The sequence below is a fragment of the Dongia soli genome, from assembly GCF_034044715.1.
Lineage (GTDB): Bacteria > Pseudomonadota > Alphaproteobacteria > Dongiales > Dongiaceae > Dongia_B > Dongia_B soli.
On record NZ_JAXCLW010000001.1, the window covers coordinates 557,404 to 578,385 of the forward strand.

19 protein-coding genes are annotated in these 20,982 nt (G+C 61.3%); 10 read left to right on the top strand and 9 right to left on the bottom strand.

The features are described 5' to 3' along the window. Positions 1-16 precede the first annotated feature (16 nt). From SMD27_RS02455 to SMD27_RS02475, 5 genes are read left to right on the top strand one after another with little or no spacing between them, the layout of a single operon-like run. Positions 17-2,077 carry an extracellular solute-binding protein gene (locus tag SMD27_RS02455; RefSeq protein ID WP_320506748.1) on the top strand — a complete coding sequence of 687 codons (2,061 nt, stop codon included), beginning with the start codon at positions 17-19 and terminating at the stop codon, positions 2,075-2,077. 55 nt (positions 2,078-2,132) lie between these two features. Beyond that, the gene (locus tag SMD27_RS02460) at positions 2,133-3,218 is read left to right on the top strand and encodes a microcin C ABC transporter permease YejB (RefSeq protein ID WP_320506749.1); all 1,086 of its coding nucleotides are present in this window, start codon (positions 2,133-2,135) and stop codon (positions 3,216-3,218) included. Then, the gene (locus SMD27_RS02465; RefSeq protein ID WP_320506750.1) at positions 3,215-4,285 is read left to right on the top strand and encodes an ABC transporter permease; all 1,071 of its coding nucleotides are present in this window, start codon (positions 3,215-3,217) and stop codon (positions 4,283-4,285) included. Before SMD27_RS02460 ends, SMD27_RS02465 begins: the two co-directional genes overlap by 4 nt. Next, the gene (locus tag SMD27_RS02470) at positions 4,282-5,934 is read left to right on the top strand and encodes an ABC transporter ATP-binding protein (protein ID WP_320506751.1); all 1,653 of its coding nucleotides are present in this window, start codon (positions 4,282-4,284) and stop codon (positions 5,932-5,934) included. Before SMD27_RS02465 ends, SMD27_RS02470 begins: the two co-directional genes overlap by 4 nt. Continuing rightward, positions 5,931-6,881 carry a 2-hydroxyacid dehydrogenase gene (locus SMD27_RS02475; protein ID WP_320506752.1) on the top strand — a complete coding sequence of 317 codons (951 nt, stop codon included), beginning with the start codon at positions 5,931-5,933 and terminating at the stop codon, positions 6,879-6,881. The genes SMD27_RS02470 and SMD27_RS02475 overlap by 4 nt, the downstream gene beginning before the upstream one ends. An 83-nt stretch (positions 6,882-6,964) precedes the next feature. On the opposite strand, the gene SMD27_RS02480 is transcribed toward SMD27_RS02475, so the two are convergent. Beyond that, positions 6,965-8,467, bottom strand: coding sequence for a leucyl aminopeptidase family protein (locus SMD27_RS02480; RefSeq protein ID WP_320506753.1), 1,503 nt, complete (start codon positions 8,465-8,467; stop codon positions 6,965-6,967). Positions 8,468-8,681: 214 nt separating this feature from the next. On the opposite strand from SMD27_RS02480, the gene SMD27_RS02485 reads away from it, so the two are divergent. The 5 genes from SMD27_RS02485 to SMD27_RS02505 all read left to right on the top strand — a co-directional run bounded on the left by SMD27_RS02485 (position 8,682) and on the right by SMD27_RS02505 (position 12,929). Continuing rightward, entirely contained in the window at positions 8,682-9,353 is a 672-nt protein-coding gene (locus SMD27_RS02485; RefSeq protein WP_320506754.1) for a glutathione S-transferase family protein, read from the top strand. A 14-nt stretch (positions 9,354-9,367) separates the two neighbouring features. After that, positions 9,368-11,092: an ArnT family glycosyltransferase gene (locus SMD27_RS02490; RefSeq protein ID WP_320506755.1), complete on the top strand. Its 1,725-nt coding sequence runs from the start codon at positions 9,368-9,370 to the stop codon at positions 11,090-11,092. A gap of 70 nt (positions 11,093-11,162) precedes the next feature. Beyond that, positions 11,163-11,522, top strand: coding sequence for a PilZ domain-containing protein (locus SMD27_RS02495; RefSeq protein ID WP_320506756.1), 360 nt, complete (start codon positions 11,163-11,165; stop codon positions 11,520-11,522). Between the two features lie 43 nt (positions 11,523-11,565). Next, positions 11,566-12,273, top strand: coding sequence for a DUF599 domain-containing protein (locus tag SMD27_RS02500; protein WP_320506757.1), 708 nt, complete (start codon positions 11,566-11,568; stop codon positions 12,271-12,273). Positions 12,274-12,281: 8 nt separating this feature from the next. After that, complete coding sequence (locus SMD27_RS02505; RefSeq protein WP_320506758.1) at positions 12,282-12,929, top strand: glutathione S-transferase family protein; 648 nt, start codon at positions 12,282-12,284, stop codon at positions 12,927-12,929. A gap of 11 nt (positions 12,930-12,940) precedes the next feature. On the opposite strand, the gene SMD27_RS02510 is transcribed toward SMD27_RS02505, so the two are convergent. The 8 genes from SMD27_RS02510 to SMD27_RS02545 form a co-directional block, all read right to left on the bottom strand. Further along, positions 12,941-13,756 (bottom strand): ferritin-like domain-containing protein, encoded by an 816-nt coding sequence (locus SMD27_RS02510; RefSeq protein WP_320506759.1) that lies wholly within the window; start codon positions 13,754-13,756, stop codon positions 12,941-12,943. A 281-nt stretch (positions 13,757-14,037) separates the two neighbouring features. Further along, on the bottom strand, positions 14,038-14,454 hold the full coding sequence (locus SMD27_RS02515) for a F0F1 ATP synthase subunit epsilon (protein ID WP_320506760.1): 417 nt from the start codon (positions 14,452-14,454) through the stop codon (positions 14,038-14,040). A 110-nt stretch (positions 14,455-14,564) separates the two neighbouring features. Next, positions 14,565-15,986 (bottom strand): F0F1 ATP synthase subunit beta, encoded by a 1,422-nt coding sequence (gene atpD / locus SMD27_RS02520; protein WP_320506761.1) that lies wholly within the window; start codon positions 15,984-15,986, stop codon positions 14,565-14,567. Positions 15,987-16,031: 45 nt separating this feature from the next. Further along, a complete protein-coding gene (locus tag SMD27_RS02525) occupies positions 16,032-16,916 on the bottom strand; it encodes a F0F1 ATP synthase subunit gamma (RefSeq protein ID WP_320506762.1) in 885 nt (294 codons plus the stop codon). A gap of 58 nt (positions 16,917-16,974) precedes the next feature. Further along, positions 16,975-18,504 (bottom strand): F0F1 ATP synthase subunit alpha, encoded by a 1,530-nt coding sequence (gene atpA, locus SMD27_RS02530; RefSeq protein WP_320506763.1) that lies wholly within the window; start codon positions 18,502-18,504, stop codon positions 16,975-16,977. Continuing rightward, positions 18,504-19,064, bottom strand: a complete 561-nt coding sequence (locus tag SMD27_RS02535) for a F0F1 ATP synthase subunit delta (protein WP_320506764.1) — start codon at positions 19,062-19,064, stop codon at positions 18,504-18,506. The genes atpA and SMD27_RS02535 overlap by 1 nt, the downstream gene beginning before the upstream one ends. Before the next feature lie 323 nt (positions 19,065-19,387). Beyond that, positions 19,388-20,062: a glutathione S-transferase family protein gene (locus SMD27_RS02540; protein WP_320506765.1), complete on the bottom strand. Its 675-nt coding sequence runs from the start codon at positions 20,060-20,062 to the stop codon at positions 19,388-19,390. Between the two features lie 64 nt (positions 20,063-20,126). Next, positions 20,127-20,981 carry a glycosyltransferase family 2 protein gene (locus SMD27_RS02545; RefSeq protein WP_320506766.1) on the bottom strand — a complete coding sequence of 285 codons (855 nt, stop codon included), beginning with the start codon at positions 20,979-20,981 and terminating at the stop codon, positions 20,127-20,129. Position 20,982 lies beyond the last annotated feature (1 nt).

A 20,982-nucleotide genomic window follows, 5' to 3' on the forward strand; every position in this document is an offset into this window, starting at 1 on the left:
CGGTATTGGATAGCTTATGCGACCTGGCTTGATCGGTTCCGGAAAGACTTGCAGAACACTCCTGGGCTTGTTTCTTCTGGCCGCTTCGGTCGTCACCGCTCATCCCGGTCTTGCCCAGGAGGGACAGAGGCTCCATGCGCTGACCTTCCTCGACCAGCCGAAATACGGCCCGGATTTCAAGCATCTCGATTATGTCGATCCGAATGCGCCGAAGGGCGGCAGCGCGACCTATGCCGTGACGGGCCAAGGCGATGGCGCGACCTTCGACAACTTCAATCCCTTCACCATCCGGGGCACTGCGGCAACCATGCCCGGCGTCTTCGAGACCTTGACCGTCAGCCCCGATGACGACGTCCAATCCGGCTATGGTCTGCTCGCCGAATCCATGGAACTGGCGAAGGACAAGACCTGGATCATCTTCGATTTGCGCCCGGAAGCGCGCTGGCAGGACGGCCAGCCCCTGACTGCCGATGATGTCGTTTTCTCCTTCAACATCCTGAAGCAGAAAGGACCGCCGGTTTATCGCTTCTACTACGGCAATGTCACGAAGGCGGAAGCGCTGGACAAACACCGCGTCAAATTCACCTTCGTCGATGGCACAAACCGCGAATTGCCCATCATCATGGGGCAATTGACCGTGATGCCGAAGCATATCTGGGAGAAACGCAATCTCGAAGATCCGCTGCCGCAGCCGCCGATCGGCAGCGGTCCCTATAAGGTACTGAGCTACGAGATGGGCCGGTCCATCACCTTGCAGCGTGTGCCGGATTACTGGGGTAAAGACCTGCCGATAAATATCGGCCGCGACAATATCGATACCATCCGCTACGACTATTACCGCGACCCCACCATCGCCTTTCAGGCTTTCAAATCTGGCGCCGTCGACTTCCGGCAGGAGAATATCGCCAAGAACTGGGCGACGGGCTACGACATCCCGGCGGTCAGGAACGGCCAGATCAAGCGCGAGGAGATACCGGACGCGACGCCCTATGGGTTTCAGGGTTTCGCCTTCAACACCCGTCGCGCCATCTTCGCCGATCGCCGCGTGCGTCAGGCGATCATCTATGCCCTGGATTTCGAATGGTCGAACAAGACGCTGTTCTATGGCGCCTATAGCCGCAACCGCAGTTACTTCGACAATTCGGAGCTGGCCGCAACCGGTCTTCCCTCACCGGAAGAGCTGAAGCTGCTGGAGCCGTTCCGCGGCAAGATTCCCGACGAGGTCTTCACCCAGGAATATCAGCCGCCGAAAACCGATGGTTCCGGCGATGCTCGCGCCAATCTCGACCAGGCTGCGAAATTGCTGGATGCTGCGGGATGGCCCATCGTCAATGGCAAGCGCGAACGGGACGGCCAGCGGCTGCAGTTCGAAATCCTGCTCAATGGACCGTCTTTCGAGCGAGTCGCCCTGCCCTTCACGCAGAATTTGAAGCGCATCGGCATCGACGCCACCATCCGCACGGTCGACACGGCGCAATACGACAATCGCACCAAGAATTTCGATTTCGACATGGTGGTCATTCGCATCGGCCAGTCGCTCTCACCCGGCAACGAACAGCGCGATTACTTCGGCTCGCAGAGCGCGAATGAACCCAACAGCAACAACCTGATGGGTGTTCGCGACCCTGTGGTGGACGCGTTGATTGAAAAGTTGATCACGGCGCCAACGCATCATGACGTTGTCATCGCCACCCGGGCGCTCGACCGTGTGCTGCAATGGGGCTTCTACATGGTGCCCCATTGGGTCAGCAAGGTCACCCGCATCGCCTATTGGGATAAATTCGGCCAGCCCGCCAAGCGGCCCGATCCTACTTTTGGAATTGGCCAAGATTCCTGGTGGATCGATCCGGTTAAAGTCGCGAATCTGAAGCAATCCCATGCGATCGAACAGGCGCAACAGGCCCAGGCGAATGCTTCCAGCGGCGATCCTGCTGAGCAGAAAACGGAAGCGCCGAAGACGGACACGCCCGCGGCCGCGCCGCCGTCCACCCAGGATCGCGGCCAGACGCCGATCTATGGTGTCCTGATCGGCGTCGTGGTCGGCTTCGTCCTTGGCCGGCTGGGCCGGAAGAAGTGATGCCGCGGCAGATGCATCATCCGATGCGGATAACCATCGCAGCGCGAGGCAGCCGATGATCGCCTATCTGATCCGCCGCCTTCTGCTGATGATCCCGACCTTGTTCGGCATCATGCTGATCAATTTCGTCATCGTGCAATTCGCGCCCGGCGGGCCGGTGGAGCAAACCATCGCTCAGCTCAAAGGCACCGCCACCAGCGCCACGGCGAATATTACCAGCGCCGGTGGCGAGACGATCCAGCTCTCCAACGCCAACAGCCAGTATCGCGGCGCCCGCGGTCTCGATCCCCGCTTCATCAAGGAAATCGAGCGGATGTACGGCTTCGACAAGCCGGCGCCGGAGCGCTTCTGGATGATGATGAAGAACTATCTTTCCTTCGATTTCGGCCAAAGCTGGTTCAAGGGCGGAAGCGTCATCAATCTCATCCTCAGCAAGATGCCGGTCTCGATCTCGCTCGGCATCTGGACGACCTTGCTGGTGTATCTGATTTCCGTCCCGCTCGGCGTTGCCAAGGCGGTGCGGGACGGCACCCATTTCGATGTCTGGACCAGTATCTCCCTGATCATCGGCGCCGCCATTCCCAGTTTCCTTTTCGCCATCCTGCTGGTCGTCGTCTTTGCCGGGGGCAGCTATCTCGACTGGTTCCCCTTGCGCGGCCTGGTCTCCGCGAATTGGCAGGAGCTGAGCCTGTGGCACAAGATCACCGATTATCTCTGGCATATGGTGCTGCCGGTGACCGCCATGGTGATTGGCAGTTTCGCCGGTCTGACCATGCTGACCAAGAATTCCTTCATCGATCAGATCAACCAGCAATATGTGACGACGGCGCGTGCAAAAGGATTGACCGAGAACCGCATCCTCTACGGCCATGTCTTCCGCAACGCGATGCTGATCGTCATCGCCGGCTTCCCAGGCTCTCTGATCGGCATCCTTTTCACCAGCTCAGTCCTGATCGAGATCATTTTCTCGCTCGATGGGCTCGGCCTGCTCGGTTACGAAGCGGTCCTCAACCGCGACTATCCGATCGTCTTCGGTACTCTTTTCATCTTCACCCTGTTCGGCATGTTTACCCAGCTTATCGGTGACATCACCTATATGCTGGTCGATCCCCGCATCGATTTCGAGGCGCGCGAGACATGAGCGAGCGCCAACATCTCAAATCGGCCTTGCGCCTGAAAAAATCCAGGCTTAGCCCGCTCAATCAGCGACGCCTGATGGCTTTCCGCAACAACGAGCGTGGCTATATCGCGCTGGTTTTCTTTCTGCTGCTCTTCGGCTTCAGCCTGTTCGCCGAGTTTATCGCCAATGACCGGCCGATCCTGATCAGCTATGACGGCGCCCTCTATTCACCGGTGCTCAAGGATTATCCCGAGACGACCTTCGGCGGCAGTTTTCAGACCAATGCCGATTATCGCGACCCCTCGCTGCAACGCGCGATCAACGAGAAAGGCTGGATGATCTGGCCGATGATTCCGTTCAGCTACGATACGGTCATCACCAATCTCGCCGGTGCGGCACCCTCGCCGCCCGATGGCATCAACTGGCTCGGCACCGATGACCAGGCGCGCGATGTCATGGCCCGCGTCATCTACGGCTTCCGCATTTCCGTGCTGTTCGGCCTGCTGCTGACGGCGGTCAGCACGGCCATCGGCGTCATCGCGGGGGCGATCCAGGGCTATTTCGGCGGCTGGCTCGATTTGCTGTTCCAGCGCTTCCTGGAAATCTGGGGCGGCCTTCCGACGCTCTATATCCTCATGATCCTCGCCAGTGTCATCGTGCCGGGCTTTTGGACCTTGCTCGGCATCATGCTGCTGATGAGCTGGACCTGGCCGGTGCCCTATGTGCGGGCGGAATTCCTGCGGGCTCGCAATCTCGAATATGTACGTGCCGCCCGCGCCCTGGGCATGGGGGATGGACGCATCATCCTGAAGCACATCCTGCCCAATGCTTTGGTGGCAACGCTCGCTTATCTGCCTTTCACCCTGGCCGGCTCGGTGACGACCTTGACCGCACTCGATTTCCTCGGCCTCGGCCTGCCGGTCGGCTCGCCCTCGCTCGGCGATCTCCTCAGTCAGGCGAAACAGAATCTGCAGGCGCCGTGGCTTGGCATCGCCGGCTTCGTTGTCATTGGCTTGATGCTGACCTTGCTGATCTTCATCGGCGAGGCCGTGCGGGATGCTTTCGACCCGAGGAAGACATCCGCATGAACGAGGAAATGAAAGCCGCATCGCGGCCGCTGCTGGAAGTCGACAACCTGTCGGTTGCCTTCGGCGGCAAGACCGTGGTCGATCATGTCAGTTTCACGATCAATCGCGGTGAGACCCTGGCGTTGGTTGGGGAGTCTGGTTCCGGGAAATCGGTGACGGCGCTCTCCATCTTGAAACTCCTGCCCTATCCTCTGGCCAGCCACCCCAGCGGCAGCATCCGGCTGCAGGGGCAGGAGCTGTTGACGGCGCCCGCCGGAGCCCTGCGGCGTATCCGTGGCAACCGCGTCGGAATGATTTTCCAGGAACCGATGACCAGCCTCAATCCGCTGCACCGCATCGGCCGGCAGATCGTCGAGATGCTGATGCTGCACCGGGCGACCAATGGCGCCTCTGCCAATCGCGACAGCGCGCGCAAACGGGCGGTTGAGCTGCTGAAACTTGTGGGCATTACCGACGCCGAAAGGCGGCTGCAATCCTTCCCCCATGAGTTATCCGGCGGCCAGCGCCAGCGCGTGATGATTGCCATGGCGCTTGCCAACGAGCCCGACCTCCTCATCGCTGACGAGCCGACAACGGCAGTCGATGTCACCGTGCAGGCCCAGATTCTCGCCTTGCTGCAGGATCTCCAGGCACGGCTGGGCATGGCCTTGCTGCTGATCAGCCATGACCTCGGCATCGTGCGCAAGATGGCGGATCGGGTCTGCGTCATGCAGGCCGGACGGATTGTCGAGGCCAGCGCAACGAGGGATCTCTTTCGCGCGCCGCAACATGCCTACAGCCGGCAGCTTCTGGCCGCCGAGCCGCGCGGGCGCAAAGAGCCGGTCGTCGCATCGGCGCCCGAATTGCTCGCTGCGAACGATGTCAAGGTCTGGTTCCCCATCAAGAAAGGCATCTTCCGCCGTGTCGTCGATCACATCCATGCCGTAGAGCGGGCCGATCTGCAATTGCGCACCGGCGAGACGCTCGGCATCGTCGGCGAATCCGGTTCCGGTAAGACGACTTTGGGCCTCGCTTTGCTGCGTCTGATCCGCAGCTCCGGCGAGATCCGCTTCGACAGCCGGCGCATCGACCGCCTCGGCAAGCGCGGCATGCGGCCATTGCGGCGAGAGATGCAGGTGGTTTTCCAGGACCCCTATGGGGCTCTTTCCCCGCGCCTTTCGGTCGGCGAGATCATTGCCGAGGGATTGCAGGTGCATGATCTCGCCGCGACGCCGGCCGATCGGGAGACGGCCGTGATCGAGGCCTTGCGCGAAGTGGGTCTCGATCCGGAAAGCCGGCATCGCTATCCGCATGAATTTTCCGGCGGCCAGCGGCAGCGCATTTCCATCGCCCGCGCGCTGATCCTGAAGCCACGCCTCGTCATGCTGGACGAACCCACTTCGGCCCTCGACATGTCGGTGCAAGCGCAGATCGTCGATCTGCTGCGCGACTTGCAGCGACGTCACGATCTCGCTTATCTCTTCATCAGCCACGATTTGCGCGTGGTGCGGGCCATGAGTGACCGTGTCCTGGTCATGCGCGCGGGCGAGATCGTCGAGACCGGCGCGGTCGATCAGATCTTCGACGATCCGCAACAGGATTATACCAAGGCCCTTCTCGCGGCAGCGTTGCAGCACCGGGTCGTGCATCAGGAGACAGTGCAACAATGACGACGACTTCGAGCCGGCGGCTTTATTTTGCCGGCATCCACGACCGGACTCCCTCTTGGCGTTCGGTCTTCGCCGAGAAGGCGCCGGAGATCACTGTCGTCTCCCCCGAGGAAGCGGCGGCCGATCCCGCCAGCATCCGCTACTGCCTGGCTTGGCGGCCACGGCCCGGCGAATTGGCCGCCTTGCCGAATCTGCAGGTCGTTTTCGGACTTGGCGCCGGGGTTGATGGCATTCTCGCCGATACCACCATCCCCGCGCATTTGCCGATCGTGCGCATGGTGGAAAAAGGGCTGACCAAAGGCATGGTGGAATATGTGCTCTGGCAGGTGCTCTACCATCACCGCCGCGTCTGGGAACTGGAAGAGGCGCAGGCCCACGGCATCTGGCTGGATCACAGCTATCCCGCTCCCTGGGATCGCACCGTCGGCATCATGGGCCTGGGCGAGATCGGCGCGGCGGCAGCCGAGCAGCTCGCCGCTTTCAAATTCAAGCTGCGCGGCTGGAGCCGCAGCCGCAAATCGCTTTCGAATGTGGCGTGTTTCGCCGGCGCCGGGGAATTGCCGGCTTTTCTCAAGGGCTGCGATATCCTGGTTTGCCTGTTGCCGCTGACGGCGGAAACCCGTGGCCTGCTGAATGCCGATCTCTTCGCACATTTGCCGCGCGGCGCGGCCCTCATCAATGCCGGGCGCGGCGCACAACTCAACGAAGCGGATTTCCTTGCAGCTTTACAGGATGGCCAGATCGGTTCCGCCACGCTCGACGTCTTCCAGACCGAGCCGCTGCCGAAAGATCATCCCTTCTGGCAGCAGAAGCGCCTCTTCGTCACGCCGCACAATGCCAGTATGACCGAGGCGGATGCCGCGGTGCTGGCGATCCGGCAACAGATCCTCGATTTCGAAGCGGGGCAGCCCTTGCGTCACCTGGTCGACCGGCAGGCCGGTTACTAGTCATAGCCGGGCATCGCCCGATGAGCCGGACCGCCGGCACCATGATGATCGGTGCCGGCATCACGGTTACAACCTGCTGAGGCTCAACGCCGGCGCAAGCGCGAGACTTGCGGCTTGCGCGGCGCCGGACGCGGCACCGGTGTCTTGGCGATGATCTTGGCCGAGGCCTTTCCCTTGGGCTTCGCCCAGTCGGCGATGAAAGCATAAAGCGCGCGCAATCCCAGCGCTTCGCCACCCTCGGGGCGGCCGGGCCGGCTGCTCACATTCCAGCCCATCGAATCGATATGCATCCACGTAGTCCCGGGCGTGAGGAATTCCTGCAGATAGAGTGCCGCAGTAATGGCGCCGGCATAGCCGCTTTCGGAACAATTGTTGATATCGGCGATCTTGCTGTCCAGCAGGCGCCGGTAGGATTTGTTCAACGGCAGGCGCCAGAGCTGATCATCTTGCGTGCGGCCTTGCAGCAGAAGCGCATCGGCGAGATCGTCATCCGTCGCGAACAAAGCCGGCATCTCTGTCCCCAGCGCAACCCGCGCCGCGCCGGTCAAGGTGGCGGCATCGATGATCAGATCAGGCTTGTCATTCTCCGCCTCGGCCAAAGCATCGCACAGGATCAGCCGTCCTTCGGCATCGGTATCGCCGATTTCAACCGTGATTCCCTTGCGCGTCTTGACGATGTCCAGCGGCCGCATCGCATTGCCGGAGACGCTATTTTCCACCGCCGGCACCAGCAGGCGCAGCCGCACCTTCAGCTTGGCATCCATAATTGCCTGGGCCAAAGCGAGCATCAGGGCGGCACCGCCCATATCCTTCTTCATCAGCCGCATATAGCTGCCGGACTTCAGATCGAGACCGCCGGTATCGAAACAAACCCCCTTGCCCACCAGGGTTAGCTTCGGTCCCTCGCTGCCCCAGCGCAGATCGATGAGGCGCGGCGCCCGGCTACTTGCTCGGCCCACCATGTGAATGGTCGGATAGTTCTGCTTCAGGAGATCGTCGCCGACGATTTCGCGGTATTTCGCCTTATGAGTCTTGGCGACAGCCTTGACGGCGCTGGCCAGTTCGGCGGGCCCCATATCGCTGGCCGGGGTATTGATGAGATCGCGGCCGAGGAAGAGCGCGTTGACCAGCCGCGTGACCACCGCCCGGTCGGCGCCTTGCGGCCAGATCAACCGGGCGAGAACCTTGTCTGCATCCTTATAGCGCTGGAACCGATAGCCGCCCACGGCCCAACCGAAGGCGAAAGCGGTGGCATCGAACCCGGCTTCGCCATCGAGCTGATAGGCCCCCGCCGGGAGGGCGGCGGGCAGGCCGGCCGCCGACCAGCGGTCCAGCCCTTCATCAACGCCGAGCAAAACACGGTCGATCTTACCGTCGCCTGTGGGGACCAAACAGGTATTGCCCGGCCTGGCCTGGAAATCGACATTCTTGACCCACCGCTGCACGCTTGCCGGCTGCGCCTTCAACCAGTCCCCCAGGCGGGCGGCGCGGATCGGCGTAATGACCACGGCATTAGCGGCGCGGTCGACGAGATGGTCGAGCAAGGTGGCAACTCCTAAGACAGCATTGCGACAGATGGGCGGCATCTTTGCCGGTTCCGCGGCGGATTGTAGCCGCAACGGGGCCTGAATCTGTACGCAAAATCCCGCCGCAGGTCATGTCAAATCTGCGTTCGCCCGCAAGGTCTCGGCCGGAAACTTTGGGGCATAGTTCGCGGCCGGATCGCATGCTAAAAATGGCCATCCATCTGCAAGGAATATCCGCCATGAAGGATACAAGGATGACGACGGGGGTGTATTCGTGACTGAACTCACGCTGTATATCGGCAATAAGAACTATTCGTCCTGGTCGCTGCGGCCCTGGCTGGCGTTGCAGCACTCGGGATTGCCCTTTCGCGAGGTCCTGCTGCCGTTGCGGCAGCCCGATAGCAAGGCGCAATTTCTGGCCTTGTCGCCGGCCGGCAAGGTGCCGGTTCTGCGTCACGGCGACGTGGTCATCTGGGAAAGCCTGGCGATCTGCGAGTATCTGGCGGAATTAGCGCCACAGGCAGGATTATGGCCCAGCGGCTCCGCGGCCCGCGCCCATGCCAGATCGATCGCGAACGAAATGCATGCCGGCTTTGGCGGTTTGCGCGCGAATCTGCCGATGGATCTGAGGTCGGATCGCCGGGCTCAGTCCCGGGCCCATCTTGTCGCCGCCGAGATTGCCCGGATTGGCGACATCTGGCGGCAGGCCCGACTGGATTTCGGGCGCCATCTCGGCGGTCCGTTCCTGTTCGGCAGCTTCACCATCGCCGATGCCATGTATGCGCCCGTGGTGAGCCGCTTCCGGACCTATGGCGTGACATTGGACGAGGTCGGCGCCGCCTATATGTCCGCGATCCTCGATTGGCCGGCCTTCCGGGCCTGGGAAGCCGCGGCTGCGGCTGAAGGCGCCGTCATCGATTTCGATATCTTTGAACAACCTCGATGACGAACGGAAACGGCATGAGCGAGAGCACGCAGATGATCGCCAAGCCGACCGACCTGCCGCTTGGTCTGCGCCGGACGGGCCAGATTTCACCCTATGTGCTCTGGGCCATCGTAACAGTCACGTCGCTTTATCTGCGCCCGCCGACAGCGCCGCTGGAACTGGAGACTCTAGCCTCAGCCTGGCATATGTGGAGCGATGGTGTCTGGCAGCCCTTGCGCAACGAACTGCCCACCCCGCAAATGCCGCCCCTGCAGCTTTGGCTGATACTCGGCGGCTGGCATTGGACCGGGGTCAATGAATGGTGGCCGCGCTTGCTCTCGCCCCTGGCCGGCCTCGCGACCATCTGGTTGATGCGGCCGGCGGCGCTAACGCTCTGGCCGCATCGCCGCAGCACCGTGCATTTTGCCCGAATTCTGCTGATCGGCTTGGGTGGCTTCGTCATCACATTGTCGATGATCGTGCCGGAGATGCTGATTCTGCCGATGAGTCTGGCGGGTTTCATCCTGATGGCGCGGCTCTGGACACTGCCTTTGTCGGGGCAACAGCGTTTTGCCCATCTGTTGGTGCTGATGGTGCTGCAGACAGGCATCGTGATGGCAGCCGGCTGGGCCGCCTGGCTCACCTTGCCGATCGTGGGTGCGCTGGCCCCGCTGCTCGATCCTGGCAGTTCGGCCGCCAATACCGGCGTTTCCACCCGCCCGGAAGGGTTACGCGTTCTGGGGCGATGGTGGCGCGAAATTGTCTTCGCCTCATTGCCGGCCGCCATCATGGCGCTGGTCTGGCTCGACATGCTGGGATCGCTGGATCATTGGATTTCTTTCGGCAATGGCTGGCTCGACCCGGCGACCGAGGCATCCCGCCGTGAAGTCTGGAGCCTGATCTTTTTCCCCGTCATGCTCTATCCCTGGATCTGCTGGAAGACGTTATGGCGAGCGCTCCATCGCTCCTTGCGCGATCAGATCGGCACCGGCCTGCGGCTGGGCACTGCCTATCTTCTTGCGACGATCATCGCCGGCCTGGCCGGCGGCTGGGAATTGCAGGGTCTGTTGCCGGCTGCCGCACCGCTTTGCCTGATCGGCGCCAGGCTGCTGGCAACGCAGGAAATCAAGGCCCGCGACTTCCACGGCGTCGTGCCGGGTTTCTTCGCTTTGCTGATCGGGTTGATCTTCTTCCTGATGAATATCATTCCGACTGCCCATCTGGATGTCGTATGGCGCTGGCTGTTCGGCGTCTCCCTGCCGATCTGGCTGGGCGGAATGGGGCTCACCTCAGGACTGATCCTGCTGGTTGCCGGTTATATTCTGGCGCAGATCTCACCCCGCCAGCAGTTGTTGCGCACACTACAGGTCGCCCTGCTGCCCAGCTTGCTGATGACCTGCCTGAATATCGAATTTCCCACCAATCTCGCGCAATTTTTCGACCTGACGCCGGTCGCCAGCCGGCTGCAGACCATGCAGCAGGCCGGCCAGCCGATCGCCATCTACGGCAATTATCGCGGTGAATTCGATTTTCAGGGCCGCCTGCTGAAAGCGCCGGATGTGGTGGAGACCCCGCAACAGGCTTGGCTTTGGGCCGATCGCCATCCGGGCGGGGCTATTTTGACCTATTTCGACGGCAGTCCGATTCGCCTGCCCGCCCTGCCGATCTATCGCGGGGTCGCCCGGGACCATTGGGTTGCCATCTGGCCCGCCAGCGCCGTCGCCGAATCCGACGGCCATGTCCTCGACAGCAGCTTCTGATCACGCTGGCACTACAGACGGACCGGCAAGCTTCTGTTACAGTGGGCCCTTCGATAAGGGGGCACGGCTCATGTCTTCATACACAATGGGATACCGACAGGTACGCGGCCCGGAAAAACGCAAGGACAAGCGGCTGCTGCTGCCAGTCTTTACCGTGGACCTGAACGGAACCACCTGCTCCACCGTCAACTGGTCGCTGGGCGGCTTGCTGATTTCCGATTTTGTCGGCGAGTTGAAGGAAGACAGTATCATCACCGCGGAGATCAAGGCCAAGGACAGTCAGGCCGATGTCCATCTCCGTCTTCCCGCCCGGGTCATCCGCCACGACAGCCAGACGGGGGAAGTCGCGCTGAAATTCGAACAGATGGATCCCCAGATCTATGACTTCTTCGAACAGTGCCTCAGCCGGCAATTCAAACGCCATTCCTGAGCCAAATCGGGCGCCTGATCGAGGCAGCGTGGACTAAACTGAGATGACATCCGATCTCACCCCGCTCGACTGGTTGAGCCTGGCGGTCTTTCTGCTGATCTTCTTCGGCTACGGCTCTATCGCTCGGCTGCTGACCGGCGGCAACAATCTCAATTCGGTACTACATCAGGTCCGGCGCAGTTGGATGCAGCGGATGATGGAGCGGCCGGACCGGATTGTCGATTCCGCATTGACCGGCCATACCGTTGCGTCGATTTCTTTTTTCAGTTCGGCGACAATCCTGGTGATCGCCGGCCTGCTTGGGTTGCTCGGCAAGACCACGGATGCCTATCGCGTGATCAGCAGCTGGTTTTTCGTCGCGGCGAGTTCGACGGATGTATTCCAGCTCAAGCTCGTCGGGCTGATCGCTGTCTTCGTTTATGGCTTCTTCCGCTTCACCTGGGCCTTGCGACAGTACAATTACTGTTGCGCCTTGATCGGCGCAGCGCCGCTGGCCAAGGACGAACACCCGCATCGCCTGGAAATGGCCGACCAGGTCGCCATCGTCTATAGCAGCGCCCTCGCCAGTTTCGGTGCCGGCATCCGCTGCTACTACTTTGCCCTCGCCTGGCTGGCCTGGTTCAGCAGCGCCATTGCTTTCCTTGCGGCCATCATCCTGTTCCTGCTGGTGCTGCTACGCCGTCAGACGATATCACATAGCGTCCGCGCCATCCGGCGCTATGTAGAGCTCAATCCCCCAAGCAACTGCTAGATAGTTCCATGTTCCCGCCTTCCGACCTACCGATTGTTTATGGCGCGGCCTATAGCGTTTATGTATGTGCGGTACGACTGGCACTGGAAGAAAAGGGCGTTGCCTATGAGCTGGTCGAGGTGGATGTCTTCGCCCCAGGCGGCGTGCCAAGCGACCATCTCCGGCGCCATCCGTTCGGCCGCATTCCCAGCTTCCGGCATGGTGCGTTCGAGCTCTACGAAAGCGGCGCCATCGAGCGTTATATTGATGAAGCCTTCGCCGGCCCCACTTTGCAACCGGCGGCACCGCAAGCAAGGGCGCGCCTCAATCAGATCACCGGCCTCCTCGATAACTATGCCTACCGGACCCTCGTCTGGGACATTTATGTCGAACGCGTTTCCGCTCCCAAAGAAGGCCGGGTAAGCGACGAAGCACGCTTGCAAGCTGCGCTCCCGAGAGCCGCGCGCTGTCTGGGCGCCATCGAAGACCTCATGGAAAGTGATCATTGGCTGGTCGGCACTGCCCTTAGCCTTGCCGATCTGCATGCCGTGCCGATGATCGGATACTTCGTCCAAGCATCTGAAGGCCGGGATCTGCTGGCGCAACATCCTCGGCTGACAACTTGGTGGGAAGGGATGCAAGGCCACTCCAGCGTCGAGCGCCTCAAACTGGGATAAAAGCGCTCGATCTATGCGTCAGCGGCGGTAAGCCGCCGGGCCCGCGACCTCAGGAACCAGAAGCCGAGGCCGGTCAGCCAGCGGTTGAGCCGCCCGGTCGGATTGAGGCCAGTCGCCTTCAGGATCATCGCCATCGCCCGTTCGATGTGGCGGCGTTGATAATAGCGATAGGCGCGCCGGGCATAAGCGCGGGTGAACCGACGGCGTTCGTAGCTCTCTTGCGGATGATTGGCCGCGTAATAGGCATAGGCCAATTCATCATCTTCCGATTCGGTGATGCGGCTGAGCGCGATCTTGATGCGCTGCCAGGGACCAATCCCGTCACGCTCCAGATAGCGCTTTAAATGGCTGTAGAACAATTTGTAGTGCCGCAATTCATCGGCCGCGATGTTGCGGCAGATTTCCTTCAGCACTGGCTCGTCGGTCGCTTCCATCAATGCCGTGTAATAGGACGACGTGCCGGTTTCGACGATGCAGCGCGCCACCAATTCACCTGCGCGGGAACCGCGAATCGAAGCCGTCACATCAAGCGGGAATTGATAGCCATCGGTGAACCGGGCGAAGCAGGTATCGAAATCGAAATCGGGATCGGCCAGCTTGGCCCACTGCGCCAAAGCTGCGCCATGCTGCACTTCCTCGACCGCCCAGGCGCGGATGACATCCTGAAAGGCCGGATCGTCATTGAAGACTCCGCAAAGATAGGTCGCATAGTCGCCGCCATTGTATTCCACCATGGCGGCGGCCTTGACGACCTTGACTAGATCAGGATCGATCTTGCTGCGGTCGAACGACGACCAGCGGATCTGTTCGAGCGTCCAGTGACTCATGCGGCTGCAGATACGTTAGTTGGTTGACTTGCCGGGCCCACCCCGGATGCGATTCGTGTTTCGCGATCCCAAGTGCCTAGTCCAGCCCCAGGAGACTAGGTCAAGGACGGCAACTTGACAAGACGATGACAGCCGCCGTCGCAACCTGCGATATATACTCATCGAATCGCACAGAACGTCTTCGATCTGCCATCAGTACATTAACCGCAAGCTGACGGCAGGATCAAAAAGCAACGCAGCAGTCGCTGCCGACTGCACGTCGCGTTGCGTTAATCAACACATCAATAAGGCGACGGTTCCGCGGCCGCGGCCAAGCGAGCCTCGGCGATTTCCAGCACTTTGCTGGCTTCCTGCCGGCTTTCGTCGTCTTTTGCGTCCTCGACGTCTTCCTTGGCATCCTGGACGGCCTGGGCTGCCTTGCCCTGGTCTAGATCGGCGACCGGCTTGGCATGTTCAGCCAGGACCGTGCAGCTTTCGGGGGTCACCTCGGCGAAACCGCCTTCGACGAAAATCCGTTCCGCCACCTTGCCGTCGCGGAACACCGCGATGACACCGGGCCGGATGGTCGAAATCAGCGGCATATGTCCCGGCAGCACGCCGAAATCACCCTCCACGCCCGGCACCACGACCATCTCCACATCGGTCGCCAGTTCGAGACGCTCCGGCGAGACGAGCTCGAAACGCACCTGATCCGCCATGTTTCACCCTTCATAAGCCGCGGCGATCCGCGGATCGTCTTCTTAAACCTGTACCGGCGCCGCGGCTGCGGCGCCGGTTTTAGTCGCTATAAGCTTCAGCCTACATATGCTTAGGCGGCCTCGGCCATCTTCTTGGCTTTGGCGACCGCTTCTTCGATTGTGCCGACCATGTAGAAGGCCGATTCCGGCAAATCGTCGTAATCGCCGGCAACAATGCCCTTGAAGCCCCTGATCGTGTCTTCAAGCTTCACCAGCACGCCCGGCGTACCGGTGAAGACTTCGGCCACATGGAAGGGCTGGGAGAGGAAGCGCTGGATCTTACGGGCGCGGGCGACCGTCAGCTTGTCCTCTTCGGAAAGCTCGTCCATGCCGAGAATGGCGATGATGTCCTGCAGTGCCTTGTAGCTCTGCAGCACGCGCTGCACATCGCGGGCGACCTGATAATGCTCTTCACCGATCACGCGCGGATCGAGCATGCGCGAGGTCGAGTCGAGCGGGTCGACCGCCGGGAAGATGCCGAGCTCGGCAATCTGACGGCTAAGCACGGTGGTCGCATCCAAGTGGGCGAACGAGGTCGCCGGCGCAGGATCGGTCAAATCGTCGGCGGGCACGTAGATGGCCTGCACCGAGGTGATCGAGCCCTTCTTGGTGGAGGTGATGCGTTCTTGCAGCGCGCCCATATCGGTCGCCAGCGTCGGCTGATAACCGACGGCCGAGGGGATACGGCCAAGCAGCGCCGACACTTCCGACCCCGCCTGGGTGAAACGGAAGATGTTGTCGACGAAGAACAGCACGTCCTGGCCTTCCTCATCGCGGAAATATTCGGCGAGAGTGAGACCGGAGAGCGCGACGCGGGCGCGGGCTCCCGGAGGCTCGTTCATCTGGCCGTAGACCAGGGCGCATTTGGAGCCTTCGCCATCCAGCTTGATAACGCCGGATTCGATCATTTCATGATAGAGATCATTACCTTCGCGGGTCCGCTCGCCGACGCCGGCGAAGACCGAGTAGCCGCCATGGGCCTTCGCGACGTTATTGATCAGCTCCATGATGGTGACGGTCTTGCCGACACCCGCACCGCCGAACAGGCCGATCTTGCCGCCCTTGGCGTAAGGCGCCAGCAGATCGATGACCTTAATGCCGGTGATCAGCACCTGGGCTTCGGTCGACTGCTCGCTGAACTCCGGCGCCGCACGATGGATCGGCAGAGTCTTCTTGTTGTTGACCGGCCCGCGCTCGTCGATCGGCTGACCGATGACGTTGATGATGCGGCCCAGCGTCTCCGGACCAACGGGCACAGAGATCGGGGCACCGGTATCGGTCACTTCGTCGCCGCGCACCAGACCATCGGTCGAGTCCATGGCGATGGCGCGCACGGTGTTCTCACCGAGATGCTGCGCAACTTCCAGCACCAGCAGGTTGCCCTGGTTCTGTACATGCAGCGCGTTCAGAATCGACGGCAGGTCGCCTTCGAAATGAACGTCGACGACGGCGCCCGTCACCTGGGTGATTTTGCCGACGATATTCTTCGACATGGTGTTAGCTCCTTTGACCCCAAGGTCTTAATTAGACGGCCTTTATCAAACCGCTTCCGCACCGGAGATGATTTCGATCAGCTCCTTGGTGATATTGGCCTGACGTGTCCGGTTATACGTAATGGTCAGCTTGTTGATCATCTCGCCCGCATTGCGGGTCGCGTTATCCATCGCGGTCATTCGCGCGCCCTGTTCGCTGGCGGCATTCTCAAGCAGCGCCCGATAGACCTGCATGCCGATATTGCGCGGCAAGAGATCGGCCAGGATGGCGCCTTCATCGGGTTCGTATTCGTACTGCGCCAGCTGCGCGTCCGCATTCTCGTTAGCGGCACCGCCTACAGCGAAAGGAATGAGCTGCTGGAAGGTGACGATTTGGCTGATCGCCGATTTGAACTTGTTGTAGATCACCGTACAGACATCGAATTCGCCATGATCGAACATATGGCGGACCCGCGCGGCGATCTTTTCCGCAGCATCGAAGCTGAGGCGCGGTTTGCCCACATCTTCGATGGTGCCGATCATGTCGCCGGGGAATTCACGGCGCAGCTGATCGCTGCCCTTGCGACCGACCGAGAGAATCTTCACTGTCTTGCCGGCGGCTTTCAGGTCGCGGACATGCTTCCTGGCGCCGCGCACGATCGAGCCGTTGAAGCCACCGCACAGGCCGCGATCCGAGGTCATCACGACCACCAGATGCACTTGGTCCTTGCCGGTGCCGGCCAGCAATGCCGGCGCGCCTTCGATCCCCGCCATCGATGCAGCAAGCGAACCGAGTACGCGTTCCATCCGCTCCGCATAGGGGCGGGCGGCTTCCGCCTGTTCCTGCGCGCGACGCAGCTTCGCCGCCGCCACCATCTTCATGGCGGAGGTTATCTTCTGCGTCGACTTCACGCTGTTGATGCGGATCTTTAGATCCTTGAGGTTTGGCATCCCTCGCCCTTCCCAATGCCTTCGTTACGTTCTGTCGTCTCAGCGATTCGATCTCGCCTCAGGCGAAGGACTTCACGAAGTGGGTCATGATCTCGGTCAGCTTGTCCTCGGTCGCCTTCGACAGCTCCCGCTCCTGGCGGATCGTGTCGAGCACATCGACGTGCTTTGCCTTGATCTCGCCCAACAGGGCATGTTCGAAGCGGTTCACGTCCTTGGTGTCGATGGTGTCGAGGAAGCCACGGACGCCGGCGAAAATTGCCACGACCTGCTCTTCGACTGGCATCGGCTGATACTGGCCCTGCTTCAGCAGCTCGGTCAGGCGCGCGCCGCGTGCCAGAAGCTTCTGCGTCGCCGCATCGAGATCCGAGGCGAACTGGGCAAAGGCGGCCATTTCACGATATTGCGCTAGCTCCAGCTTAATCTTGCCGGCAACCTGCTTCATCGCCTTGATCTGGGCGGCCGAACCGACGCGGCTGACCGAGAGGCCGACGTTAATTGCGGGACGAATGCCCTTATAGAACAGCGCCGTTTCGAGAAAGATCTGACCATCGGTGATCGAAATGACGTTGGTCGGGATATAGGCCGAGACGTCGCCGGCCTGGGTTTCGATGACGGGCAAAGCCGTCAGAGACCCCGCGCCATTGGCGTCGTTCATCTTCGCCGCGCGTTCCAGCAGGCGGGAGTGCAGATAGAAGACGTCGCCCGGATAGGCTTCGCGTCCCGGCGGACGACGCAGCAGCAGCGACATCTGGCGATACGCGACGGCCTGCTTGGAAAGATCATCATAGAAGATAACGGCATGCATGCCGTTATCACGGAAGTACTCGCCCATGGTGCAGCCGGTATAGGGCGCCAGGAACTGCAGCGGGGCCGGCTCGGAGGCCGTCGCGGCGACCACGATCGAGTATTCCAGCGCGCCATTGTCTTCCAACGTCTTCACGAACTGGGCGACGGTGGAGCGCTTCTGGCCGATGGCAACATAGATGCAATAGAGCTTCTTCGATTCGTCCTCGCCGGCATTGATCGACTTCTGGTTCAGAATCGTATCGAGGGCGACGGCGGTCTTGCCGGTCTGACGATCGCCGATGATCAGTTCGCGCTGACCGCGTCCGATCGGCACCAGGCTGTCGATGGCCTTCAGGCCGGTCTGCATCGGTTCATGCACGGATTTCCGCGGGATGATGCCGGGAGCCTTCACTTCGACGCGCTTGCGTTCGACATTCTGCAGCGGCCCCTTGCCATCGATCGGATTGCCGAGGCCGTCCACTACGCGACCTAGCAGGCCACGGCCGACGGGCACGTCGACGATGGTGCCAGTGCGCTTGACGGTATCGCCTTCCTTAATGGCGCGGTCGTCGCCGAAGATCACGACACCGACATTGTCGGTTTCGAGGTTCAGCGCCATACCACGGACGCCACCGGGGAATTCGACCATTTCACCGGCCTGGACGTTATCCAGGCCATGGACGCGAGCAACACCGTCGCCGACGGACAGCACCTGGCCAACTTCAGTGACGTCGGCCTCGTTGCCGAAATTCTCAATCTGTTGCTTGAGAATGGCGGAAATTTCGGCGGCGCGGATTTCCATTATCCAACCCCTTTCATGGCGAACTGCAGCTTCTGCAGCTTGGTTTTCAGCGAACTATCGATCATGCGGCTGCCGATCCGGACGATCAGGCCACCGAGCAAACTGGGATCTACCTTGACATCGATGGCGACCTTGCCGCCGACCACGCGCTTGATCGCGTCGCTGACGGCTGCCTGTTGCGCATCGGTAAGCGGCCGCGCCGCGGTGACCTCGGCGGTCATCTCGCCACGCTTGTCGGCCAGCCTCTTCTGGAAGGCCTTGATCACCGCCGGCACCGCGAAGAGCCGGCGGTTCTGGGCGACGAGGCCGATGAATTTCTGGGTGAGTTCGCCGAAACCAGCGGCCTTCAATACCGCCGCCATCGCCTTGCCCTGTTCGGCGCGGCTAAGGACCGGACTGTTGATGAGGCGCTTCAAATCGGCGCTGTCGGCGACCATCTTCGCCAAAGCGGCAAGATCCGTCGCAACCGCATCCAGTTGATGCTTGCTCTCAGCCAATTCGAACAGCGCCGCGGCGTAACGCGTCGCCAGCCCGCCTTGCTCAGATGTCTGGGCTGCCAATTTCTGCCCCCGTCCCTGGTTGGTCGTCGGATAAACGATGTGTGATCGTCTTAACTTTCCCGACTTTCGCCCCCAAAGACGATCGTCAGGACAGCCCTGCACAGCCCTATGGAAGCGTGAAAGGCGTGCGGTGTGTAACACAACCTGTCAGGGTCTGCAACAGCACCGCGGGGGTAGCATTAACGGATTGAAATATAATCGTAAACATCAAAAAACAGCGGGTCGCGATAAGCCTGCAGTAGGGCCTGCGACGAGGCGTCCCATGGAGGCTTCACATGCGCCGCCCCGCCTCCGGTTGCAACGCAGCTGCTTGGTTAACGCTATCAGCGATGCAATGCGGCAGAAAGCTCCCTGTCGGCAGCGGCGATATCCGCTGCGACCGCGCCGAAAGCCGGACGCTGCAAAAGCCGCGCATACCAGGCGGCGAGACGTGGAAACTTTTCCAAAGCCGGGCCACCCAGACGCTGGGCGAAGAGCACCGTCATGAAAAGGGCGATATCGGCCACGGACAAATCTCCGCAGAAAAAGTCGCCGCCCGCCAGCCGCTTATCCAATTCCGCCAGTTGGTCGCGGAGCGCCGACTCAGCTTCCAGCCCCGCCCGGTCCCGCTCCGCCTGCCGCGCTGCATCGGGATGCGGCGGCTCGGTCCGATAGAGCAGGTTTCGCACCGGCGCGAAAAGAATCTCGTCCGCCGTCAGCTCCAGGAGCCGACAATGCGCCCGGGCGTGGACACCCACCGGATATAAGGCGGGCCGAGGATAGGCCTCCTCGAGATATTCGAAGATAACGGTGGAATCGAAAAGCGTCAGATCGCCGTCGACCAGCACCGGCACCTGGCGTTTCGGATTGGCGGCCAAGACTGCGGGGTGGCGTGGCTCATAACCCCGCGCTTGGCTGAACGGCACGAGGATCCGTTCGAAAGCCTGGCCTTTTTCCAGCAACGCGATTTCCACCTTGCGGGAAAACAGGCTCAATGGGCCGAGATAAAGCCGGATCATCGCTCGTCATCCTCGTGTCGGAATCGACGAAGAGAACAATAAGAGAACGGAGAGGCTGGCGCAACTATTCCCCGAGCGGTTCGCCAGCCAATCCAGCGACGAAGGCATGGAATTCAGTCGACCGGTCCGCCTGCCAGGCAGTGGCGAACCGGCCGTTCATCCGGCGCCAGGAATGGAAGACTCCGGCAGCGGCGTCGAAATGCGGCTTGGCAATCGCCGTCGCACCAGCGCGGATGAGGGCGATCAATTGTTCGTAGCCGGCATCGATGCGATGGATGAAATGGTCACTATGGGACAACGATTGCTGGCGTATCCGCAATGTATAAATGGCATCCGCCGCATAGGGTGCCGCACCGCCAGCCAGGGCCAGGCTTTCGAGATCATAGAGGACGTCCTCGGCGAGCAGATCCTGCCACTGCCTGGCGGGATCAAGCCGTGTCACGCCATGCAGCGATCCATAGGCGGCGGCGAATTCCTCGAAGCCGATCGTCGCCTGATGATCGCGCGCCGGAATAGACCGCAATTCCACTCCCTGCCAATCGGTAATGGCGGTGCGGCCATAAGCTGTGCCGTGGCGTTCCGCCAGCGGCAACAGGCGCGACAGATAATTCGGCGACCAGCAATCATCGGCATCGAGCACGGCAATGAAGCGGCCGCGCGCCGCCGCGGTCGCCCGGTTCCGCGCTTTCGCCGGCCCGGTCGGCGCGGCGACCGGCGCAATCAACCGGATGCGCGGATCGCATTGCGCCAGGAAGGCGTAATCATCCGGCTCGTCCGGCGCCACCACGATTTCGAAATCCTGATGCTGCTGCGCCACCACGCTGGCGATCGCCGTCTCGATGAATTCCCGCGCCTGATAGGCAGCGATGATCACCGACACATCCGGCTGTCTTTGCTCCCGTCTCGCCTCACGCATCATC

Bases quoted from the DNA above. Each gene is read 5' to 3' on its own strand.
- SMD27_RS02495 (WP_320506756.1), top strand. From the start codon at position 11,163: ATGTCTTCATACACAATGGGATACCGACAGGTACGCGGCCCGGAAAAA.
- SMD27_RS02465 (WP_320506750.1), top strand. From the start codon at position 3,215: ATGAGCGAGCGCCAACATCTCAAATCGGCCTTGCGCCTGAAAAAATCC.
- SMD27_RS02515 (WP_320506760.1), bottom strand. From the start codon at position 14,454: ATGGCGGATCAGGTGCGTTTCGAGCTCGTCTCGCCGGAGCGTCTCGAA.
- SMD27_RS02545 (WP_320506766.1), bottom strand. From the start codon at position 20,981: ATGATGCGTGAGGCGAGACGGGAGCAAAGACAGCCGGATGTGTCGGTG.
- SMD27_RS02525 (WP_320506762.1), bottom strand. From the start codon at position 16,916: ATGCCAAACCTCAAGGATCTAAAGATCCGCATCAACAGCGTGAAGTCG.
- SMD27_RS02455 (WP_320506748.1), top strand. From the start codon at position 17: ATGCGACCTGGCTTGATCGGTTCCGGAAAGACTTGCAGAACACTCCTG.
- SMD27_RS02480 (WP_320506753.1), bottom strand. From the start codon at position 8,467: ATGCCGCCCATCTGTCGCAATGCTGTCTTAGGAGTTGCCACCTTGCTC.
- SMD27_RS02490 (WP_320506755.1), top strand. From the start codon at position 9,368: ATGAGCGAGAGCACGCAGATGATCGCCAAGCCGACCGACCTGCCGCTT.
- SMD27_RS02470 (WP_320506751.1), top strand. From the start codon at position 4,282: ATGAACGAGGAAATGAAAGCCGCATCGCGGCCGCTGCTGGAAGTCGAC.
- SMD27_RS02510 (WP_320506759.1), bottom strand. From the start codon at position 13,756: ATGAGTCACTGGACGCTCGAACAGATCCGCTGGTCGTCGTTCGACCGC.
- SMD27_RS02500 (WP_320506757.1), top strand. From the start codon at position 11,566: ATGACATCCGATCTCACCCCGCTCGACTGGTTGAGCCTGGCGGTCTTT.
- atpA (WP_320506763.1), bottom strand. From the start codon at position 18,504: ATGGAAATCCGCGCCGCCGAAATTTCCGCCATTCTCAAGCAACAGATT.
- atpD (WP_320506761.1), bottom strand. From the start codon at position 15,986: ATGTCGAAGAATATCGTCGGCAAAATCACCCAGGTGACGGGCGCCGTC.
- SMD27_RS02475 (WP_320506752.1), top strand. From the start codon at position 5,931: ATGACGACGACTTCGAGCCGGCGGCTTTATTTTGCCGGCATCCACGAC.
- SMD27_RS02505 (WP_320506758.1), top strand. From the start codon at position 12,282: ATGTTCCCGCCTTCCGACCTACCGATTGTTTATGGCGCGGCCTATAGC.
- SMD27_RS02460 (WP_320506749.1), top strand. From the start codon at position 2,133: ATGATCGCCTATCTGATCCGCCGCCTTCTGCTGATGATCCCGACCTTG.
- SMD27_RS02540 (WP_320506765.1), bottom strand. From the start codon at position 20,062: ATGATCCGGCTTTATCTCGGCCCATTGAGCCTGTTTTCCCGCAAGGTG.